The sequence below is a fragment of the Sinomonas sp. genome, from assembly GCF_051955515.1.
Classification (GTDB): domain Bacteria; phylum Actinomycetota; class Actinomycetes; order Actinomycetales; family Micrococcaceae; genus Sinomonas.
In genome coordinates, this window is the sequence record NZ_JBQCGQ010000115.1 from 1 (window position 1) to 8,309 (window position 8,309).

Annotated in this window: 7 protein-coding genes; all 7 read right to left on the reverse strand. The window is 68.0% G+C overall.

Annotated elements, in window-relative coordinates; translation table 11 throughout:
• The coding region (locus ACTHL9_RS06325) for a thymidine phosphorylase (RefSeq protein WP_440517998.1) at positions 1 to 1,124 on the reverse strand (1,124 nt) is incomplete at its 3' end.
• Complete coding sequence (locus tag ACTHL9_RS06330; protein WP_440517999.1) at positions 1,121 to 1,558, reverse strand: cytidine deaminase; 438 nt, start codon at positions 1,556 to 1,558, stop codon at positions 1,121 to 1,123. The genes ACTHL9_RS06325 and ACTHL9_RS06330, both read right to left, overlap by 4 nt.
• Positions 1,545 to 3,005: an ABC transporter permease gene (locus ACTHL9_RS06335; RefSeq protein WP_440518000.1), complete on the reverse strand. Its 1,461-nt coding sequence runs from the start codon at positions 3,003 to 3,005 to the stop codon at positions 1,545 to 1,547. Before ACTHL9_RS06335 ends, ACTHL9_RS06330 begins: the two co-directional genes overlap by 14 nt.
• A complete protein-coding gene (locus ACTHL9_RS06340) occupies positions 3,002 to 4,261 on the reverse strand; it encodes an ABC transporter permease (RefSeq protein WP_440518001.1) in 1,260 nt (419 codons plus the stop codon). Before ACTHL9_RS06340 ends, ACTHL9_RS06335 begins: the two co-directional genes overlap by 4 nt.
• The gene (locus tag ACTHL9_RS06345; RefSeq protein ID WP_440518002.1) at positions 4,254 to 5,801 is read right to left on the reverse strand and encodes an ABC transporter ATP-binding protein; all 1,548 of its coding nucleotides are present in this window, start codon (positions 5,799 to 5,801) and stop codon (positions 4,254 to 4,256) included. The genes ACTHL9_RS06340 and ACTHL9_RS06345 overlap by 8 nt, the downstream gene beginning before the upstream one ends.
• 67 nt (positions 5,802 to 5,868) lie before the next feature.
• Positions 5,869 to 6,990 (reverse strand): BMP family lipoprotein, encoded by a 1,122-nt coding sequence (locus ACTHL9_RS06350; protein ID WP_440518003.1) that lies wholly within the window; start codon positions 6,988 to 6,990, stop codon positions 5,869 to 5,871.
• Positions 6,991 to 7,172: 182 nt separating this feature from the next.
• Positions 7,173 to 8,309, reverse strand: a 1,137-nt coding sequence (locus ACTHL9_RS06355) for an amidohydrolase (RefSeq protein WP_440518004.1), incomplete at its 5' end; no start/stop codon positions are given.

Sequence of the window (8,309 nt, forward strand, 5' to 3'; positions counted from 1 at the left end):
CGGGCCCTGCCGGCGCCGAGCCGCCACGCCGCGACACCGATCTTCAGGGCATCCAGTTCCACCAGCACACCGTCCGCGGCCGCGTAGACCACGTCGGACTCCTTCGCCGTCGGAAGCGGTGCGGCCGGGTCTCCCCCTTGAGCTGCGACCATCCGCCGCCAGACGTCCATCGCGCGGCCGTCCTTGAGCGCCTGGGCGGGATCGCCGTCGTGCACTCCCGCGCAGGCGAGCATCTCCTCGGCGAGCCGAACCGTGAGTTCCACGACGTCCTCCGGCCCTCCCCCTGCGAGGACCTCCTGTGACTCCTCTACCTCGATCGCGTTGCCCACCGTCAGCCCGAGCGGCGTCGCCATGTTCGTGAGGAGGGCCACGGTGTTGACGCCGGCGTCCTTGCCCAAAGCGACCATCGTCTGCGCGAGCTCGCGGGCCTGAGCCTCGTCCTTCATGAACGCGCCGGACCCCACCTTCACGTCGAGCACGAGCGATCCTGTGCCCTCCGCGATCTTCTTGCTCATGATCGATGACGCGATGAGCGGGATGGCCTCGACCGTGCCCGTCACGTCGCGCAGCGCGTAGAGCTTCTTGTCCGCGGGCGCGAGGCCGCTGCCGGCAGCGCAGATGACGGCGCCGACGTCGCCGAGCTGGCTCAGCATCTCCTCGTTCGAGAGGGCGGCGCGCCATCCGGGGATCGACTCGAGCTTGTCGAGCGTTCCGCCCGTGTGGCCGAGGCCCCGGCCCGAGAGCTGCGGAACGGCGACCCCGAAGACCGCCACAAGCGGCGCGAGCGGCAGCGTGATCTTGTCCCCCACCCCGCCGGTGGAGTGCTTGTCCGCCGTCGGCCGGGGACGTCCGTCGGGCCCGCGGAGCCCAGAGAAGTCCAGCCGCTCCCCCGAGGCGATCATCGCCGCAGTCCAGCGGGCCGTCTCGCGATGCGTCATCCCGTTGAGCAGGATCGCCATGGCAAGCGCGGACATCTGCTCGTCGGCCACGACGCCTCGGGTGTACGCGTCGACCACCCAGTCGACCTGAGCGTCCGAGAGTTCGTGGCGGTCGCGCTTCGTCCGGATGACGTCGACCGTGTCGAACGGCTCGGAGCTGGGGACCCCCGCCGACTGCGCGCTCACAGGACGCCCTTCGGCTCGTCCTCGAGGTCCTCTGGCCCGAAAGCGTCGGGCAGCACGTCCTCCATCGAGCGGACGCCGCGCGTCGTCATGAGCTCCATTCCCGGCCCGCGGAATTCGTACAGGAGCTGCCGGCAGCGGCCGCACGGCATGAGGAGGTTGCCCTCTCCATCAACGCACGTGAAGGCCCTGATGCGCCCGCCTCCGCTCATCTGAATCTGGCCCACGAGAGTGCATTCAGCGCAGAGGGTGAGCCCGTAGGAGGCGTTCTCCACGTTGCATCCCGATACCGTCCGGCCGTCGTCGAGGAGCGCCGCGGCGCCAACCGGATAGCGAGAGTATGGCGCGTAGGCCCGCCGCATGGCAGACCGCGCGAGATCGGCGAGTGTTTCCCAGTCGACGGCCCGCATGCTGGCAACCGCCTCAGCCTTTGACATAGGGAATACCTTCCATCGCTGGTGGACGGGACCGCCCCACGAGGCCCGCGACGGCGAAGACCGTCACGACGTACGGGAGCATGGCCATGAATTGGCTCGGAACAGGCGAGCCGATAATCGTGATGACGCTCTGCAGGTTATCGGCAAAGCCGAAGAGGAGCGAGGCGAGGAACGCCCCGAGGGGATTCCAGCGGCCGAAGATGAGCGCGGCGAGCGCGATGTACCCGCGACCCGCCGACATTTCCTTGCTGAACGCGTCGACGGCCACGAGGGTGAAGAACGAGCCGCCGATGCCGGCGACCGCTCCACCGATGATCGTGTTCCAGAAGCGCGTGCGGTTGACGTTCACCCCGAGGGTGTCCGCGGCCTGCGGATGCTCGCCGACTGCCCTGACCCGAAGGCCCCAGCGGGTGTGGAACAGGCCCACGTACACGACGATGACGGCGACGTACATGAGGTACCCGACGAGAGACTGCCGGAACAGGATGGGCCCGATCAGCGGGACGTCGGCCAGGACCGGAATCTCGAGGCTGCCGAGGTGAGGAGGCTTGTTGAGGCCCTCCGGGTTGGCGGTCAGCAGCGTGGAGAAGAGGAAGTTCGTGAGGCCGACCACCAGCACGTTCAGCACGACCCCGACGATGATCTGGTTCACGAGGTACTTGATGCTCACCACGGCGAGCACCAAAGAGACGAGGGCTCCGGCTATCGCGGCAGCGGCAAGGCCCGCGTAGACGTTGCGGGTGACGGTAGCGCCCACGGCCGCAGCGAAGGCGCCGATCAGAAGCTGACCCTCGATGGCGATGTTGACGATCCCCGAGCGTTCGCACAGGACTCCCGAAAGGGATCCGAACACGAGCGGGACCGCGAGGGTCACCGCTCCGGCGAGAAGTCCCGCAAGGGAGATGAAGGGTGTCGCATCGCGGCCGCCGGCGACGATCCAGACAAGGAAGCCGACCACGAACGCCACCGCGAAGGCCGCAGCAGCCCAGCGCGGCAGCTTCCGGCCCCGCGGCGCGAGCCAGGCGGACCAGCCGGCGACGCCGAGCATCACCAGGGAGGCAATCCATCCGACCACGGGCGAGCTCACCGTGATCACCGTGACCCCGGCCACGCCGAGGAGGGCCAGCACAAGAACGACGACGGCGGCCGCCAGGGTGGGCGGGATCCACCGTTCGATCGGCTTGCCGGCTCGCCGTGCCCGGATCCCGACGGACCCGAGCCACCCCGCTGCTCCGAGCGCGACCGCGAAGGCGAGCCACGCGGCGAGGACGGACGAGGCTCGTCCGGTGTCCACGATGCCGAAGGCGGCGTTCTTCGCGCCGGCGAAGACGCCAAACAGGATGGTCCCCGCGATAGCGAGGATTCCGAGGCCAAGGGGAGCCTTCCAGCTCACCATCACCCCGCTGGCCGGTACGCTCTGCGCGGGCGCTGTGGCCACCGTGCTCATGATGCCGCTCCGCTCGATGCCGCTCCGGTGGTCCTGCGCTTCGGTCTCCTCGGATTCAGGCCGAACATCGCCCTGACGAGCGGCGGGGCGGCGATGAAGAGGACGATGAGGGACTGGATGACGAGGACGATGTCGATCGGCGTCTGGGTGACCGCCTGCATCGAGACTCCGCCCGCGCGGAACGCGCCGAACAGGAGGCCCGCGAAGAAGGTGCCCCACGGTGTCGACCTCCCGAGCAGCGCGACGGTGATCGCGTCGAAGCCGATCGACGCCGCGACCCCTGCGGAGAGGTACTTCTCCGTGCCCGATACTTGGGCGATTCCGGACATCCCCGCGAGCGCGCCCGCGAGGGCCATGACGAGGATCGTGGCGCGGCCGACGTTGACCCCGGCGGTGCGGGCAGCATTCGGGTTGGCGCCGATCGCCCGGAACTCGAAGCCGACGGTGGAGCGATTGAGGATCCACCACACGCCCCACGTGACGAGGATCGCGAGGATGAAGCCAGCGTGGAGCCTGAACTGGGGCCCGAGCAGCTCGGGGAACAGGGCGGTCTGGTCCAGGAACGGGGAGATGGGGTTCGTGGACCCCTTCCGCTGGAACGCCGGGGTGGTGAGCAGGAAGAGAAGGAGGAAGCTCGCGACGTAGTTGAACATGATGGTGACGATCACCTCGTGGGCGCCGGTACGCGCCTTGAGCAGGCCCACGATGCCGCCCCATAGCGCTCCGCCAAGGATGCCGGCGAGAACGACGACCAGCAGGTGGAGACCGACCGGCAGATGCCAGCTGAAGCCCACGTACGCGCCGAAGAGGGCGCCGAAGATGAGCTGCCCCTGGGCGCCGATGTTGAAGAGACCGGCGCGGAAGGCGAGCGCCACTCCGAGGCCTGCGAAGATGAGCGGGGTCGACACCGTGAGAGTTTCGGCCAGCGGGTAGAGCTGGGCCGCGAAGTCCGCTCCCTGCCAGTTGAAGATCGAGCCTTGGACGAGCGCGGCATACGGCCGGAAGACCTCGGCGATAGTGTCCGAGGGGCGCGCGAAGAAATAGCCGGCGGCCGTCGCGACGCGGGGGTTCGTGACCGCCATGAGGATCCCGCCGATGACGATCGCGAGCACCACCGAGAGCAGCGACACCATGGGCGTTCCAGTGACGATCCGACGCAGGACCCACTCGCGTTCTTCCACCCCCGGGGCTGGGACCGCCGGACCGGTGGGCAAGGGCGGCTGGGCCGTCTCGGGGACCTGGGGTGCCTCAGCCATGGTTCTCTCCTGAAGTCTGGGCCGCATGCGCGGCGGCCTCCTCCGCCGTCATGCCTGCCATCATGAGCCCGAGCGTGTCGCGCGGGGTGTCCCCCGGCACAATGCCCATGAGCCGGCCCCGGTAGAGAACGGCGATGCGGTCGGCGAGCTCGAGGATCTCGTCGAGCTCCGTTGAGACGATCATGACCGGCGTGCCGTGGTCGCGTTCGGCGATGATCCGCCGATGGAGGAACTCGATCGAGCCCACATCCACGCCGCGGGTGGGCTGTGAGGCGATGAAGAGTCGCAGCGGCCGCGATAGCTCCCGGGCCATCACGACCTTCTGCTGGTTGCCTCCGGAAAGGGTCGATGCCGGAACATCCGCCGAGGGGGTCCGGATATCGAACTCCGCGATCTTCTCTTTGGCCTGGGCTTCGATGCGCGAAGGCTTCATGGCCAGTCCGCGGGCGAAGGGGGCGCGATCGTAGAGATCGAGCACGAGGTTCTCCGCAACGCTGAACGCAGCGACGAGGCCGTCGTGGCTCCGATCCTCGGGGACGAATCCGACCCCGGCCCCCAGGACGTCCTTCACCGACCGACCCAGGAGTTCCTTCCCGTCGAGCTGCACCGAACCGGTCGCGTGCCGCTGCAGCCCAAGGACCGCCTCGGTCAGCTCTGTCTGGCCGTTTCCCTGCACGCCGGCGACGGCGACGATCTCCCCTTGCGCGACGTCGAAGCTCACGCCGTCGACCACGTGCTGGCCGTTCGGGGCGACGACCGTGAGGTCGCGCACCACGAACGTCATCTCCCTCGGCTTGGCGGGTGCCTTTTCGAGGCTCAGGCTTACCTGCCGGCCCACCATCATCGAGGCGAGCTCGGCGGGAGCGGCCGACGGCGGGGCGTCGCCGACGACTCTTCCGCGCCGAATGACGGTGATGACATCCGCGACGGCCTTCACCTCGCGCAGCTTGTGCGAGATGAAGATGATGGACGTGCCAGAGGCCTTGAGCTCGGCGATGATCTCGAGCAGTTCGTCCGTCTCCTGCGGAGTGAGGACGGCGGTCGGTTCGTCGAGGATGAGGACCTTGGCGTTTCGGACCAGGGCCTTGATGATCTCGACGCGCTGCTGGACGCCGACGGGCAGGTCCTCGACGAGGGCGTCGGGGTCCACGTCGAAACCGTACCGTCTGGAGATCGCGCGGATCTTGGCTCGGGTTGTCTCGAGATCGAGGAATCCGGCGGCCTTCGTCGACTCGGCGCCGAGGGCCACGTTCTCCGCGACCGTGAACACCGGGACCAGCATGAAATGCTGGTGCACCATGCCGATGCCCGCCGCCATCGCATCCCCGGGCCCGCGGAAGACCACCGGGCGTCCATCGACGAGAATCTCGCCCTCGCTCGGCTCATAGAGGCCATAGAGGACATTCATCAGTGTCGACTTGCCGGCCCCGTTCTCCCCCAGGAGGCAGTGGACCTGGGCGTCATCGACCACGAGATCGATGTGATCGTTGGCGACAAGGGTGCCGAAGCGCTTGGTAATGCCACGCAATTCCAGTTTCATGGCCTGTCCTGGATGCCGCGCCGCCCGCCCGGAGACGGGCGGCGTCAGGGGTGGAAGCGGACTCGAGCTAGCTGCCCGAGACCGGGCTGGACTTCGAGCTGACCTTCACCGTGCCCGAGCTGATGTCCTTCTTGAGCTGATCGATCTCGCTCTTGAGGTCAGAGGGCACTGCGGAGTCGAGGTCGTGGTACGGCGCCAGGGCCACGCCGCCGTTCGCAAGCGTCCCGACGTAGGGCTTCGCATCGAACTTGCCCTGGGTGTCGTCCTTGATGACGCTCTCCACGGCAGTGGCCATCGTCTTCTGCACCGACGTCAGCAGAATCGACTTGTAGTCGGGGGCCGTGAGGTAGCCGTCCGAGTCGACCCAGATGAGCTTGGCGTCCGTGCCGCCCGCCTTGGCGTCCAGGATCGCCGACCCGGCGCCCGCGCCGACCGGCCCGGCGACGGGAAGGACGATGTCCGCACCCTGCTGAAGGAAGCCCTGCGTGAGTACCTTCCCCTTGTCGATCGACTTGAAGTCGCCCACGAAGACGCCATCCTGCTTGTCCTTGTCCCACCCCAGGAGCTGAACCGACTTGCCCTTCTTCTGGTTGTAGTACTTGACACCGTCGGAGAAGCCATCCATGAAGATCGTGACGGTCGGGATGTTGAGTCCGCCGAAGGTCGCGACCTTGCCAGTCTTCGAGACGCCCGCGGCGAGGTAGCCGGCGAGGAAGGCCGCCTGAGCCGTGTCGTAGACGATCGGCTTGACGTTCTGCGGGAACGAAGGGTCGGAGTAGTCGATGATCGCGAAGTGGCTGTTGGGGTTGGCGGTGGCGATGTTCTTCGTCGCATCGCCGAGGAGGAAGCCGACCGTGACGGTGAGTTTGCAGCCGGCCTGCACCATCGAGCGAAGGTTCGGGTCGTAGTCCGTGTCCGCTTTCGACTGGACGTGCTTTTCCTGGATTCCCAGGTCTTTGACGGCCTGCTGGAGGCCTTCATAGCCGGACTGGTTGAACGACTTGTCGTCGAAGCCGCCGGAGTCGGAGACCATGCAGCCGAGGTAGTTGGAGTTGGCCGCCGAGGTTCCGCCCGAGGAACCGCTCGACGGCGGCGGGGCGCCACAGGCAGCCAGCACGAGGGTCGACGCGCCGACGGCGGCGACGCCCAGAAGGCTCTTCTTGGCGAGCCGGTCACGAAGTGAGCTCACGTATTCCTCCACAGGTGCGCGAGGTTCGCCCGTGGCATGGGGCAGCCCGGGCGGTACCGCGGCCCGCACGGTACAAGAGCACGATAGTGGGAAACATCACTTTCAGACAGAGAACCCCGCTGCTGCCCGCCCATTGTTCGTGTTTCGTTACCCGCGCGTAGGGTCGGACCGGCGATTCGCCCTCAGAGGTCCCGAATGCTCCGCAGCGCCGCAGCCGCGAGAACGCGAACGCCGCACCCAATCGCGCCCTCGTCGACGATCAGGTCGCCACGGTGCAGGTCGTATTCCTCGCCGCCGGGGACGTGCGTGCCGAGGCGGAACATCGACCCCGGCACATCCGCCAGGAACCACGCGAAGTCCTCACCGCCCATCGACTGCGGCGTGAGCACGACGGCGTCCTCGCCCAGCTCGGCGCGCGCGGCCGCTTCGATGAGCGCAGTCTCGTGCTCCGAGTTCACCACCGGCGGCACGCCCCGCGTGTGCTCGAGCCGCACGTCCACCCCGTAGGGTGCGGCGACCTGCTCCACGACCTCGTCCAGCAGCTCCCCCGCGCTGTGCCACGCTTCACGGTCCAGACAGCGCATGGTCCCCGAGAGATGGCCGACGGCGGGAATCGCGTTGGGCGCGGACCCTGCGGAGATCTGCCCCCACACCATCGAGACGCCGCTGCGCACGTCGACGCGACGCGAGAGGACCGCCGGGACGTTGATCGCGATCTGCGAGAGTGCGAACACGAGGTCCTCGGTGAGGTGCGGGCGGGAGGTATGGCCCCCGCGCCCCTGGAGTTCGATGCGGATGGTGTCCGAGGCCGAGGTGATCGAACCGATGCGCGTCCCGATCCGGCCGACTTCGATGCGCGGATCGCAATGGAGAGCCATGATCCGAGGGACTCCGGAGAGCACGCCCTGCTCGATGCATGCGAGGGCCCCGCCGGGCATGGTCTCCTCGGCCGGCTGGAAGACGATGCGGACCGTGGCCCCGAGCGGCTCTTCGCGATGCTGCTCGGCGAGGACGAGGGCCGCACCCAGCGCGCAGGTCGTGTGCACGTCGTGCCCGCACGCGTGGGTGACACCGTGGTTGAGAGAGGCGAAGGGAAGGCCAGTCTCCTCGATGATCGGGAGCGCGTCGATGTCGCCGCGGAGCGCCGTCGCGATCGGGCCCTCCCCCACGTCGACGACCACGCCGGTGCCGTCGAGCCTCTGCGGCTGAAGGCCTGCGGCCTCGAGTGTCGCCACGATCCTGTCGGTGGTCCGGAACTCCTGGAAGCTCAGCTCGGGGTGCGCGTGGAGGTCCCGGCGGAAGGCGATGAGGTCCGGAAG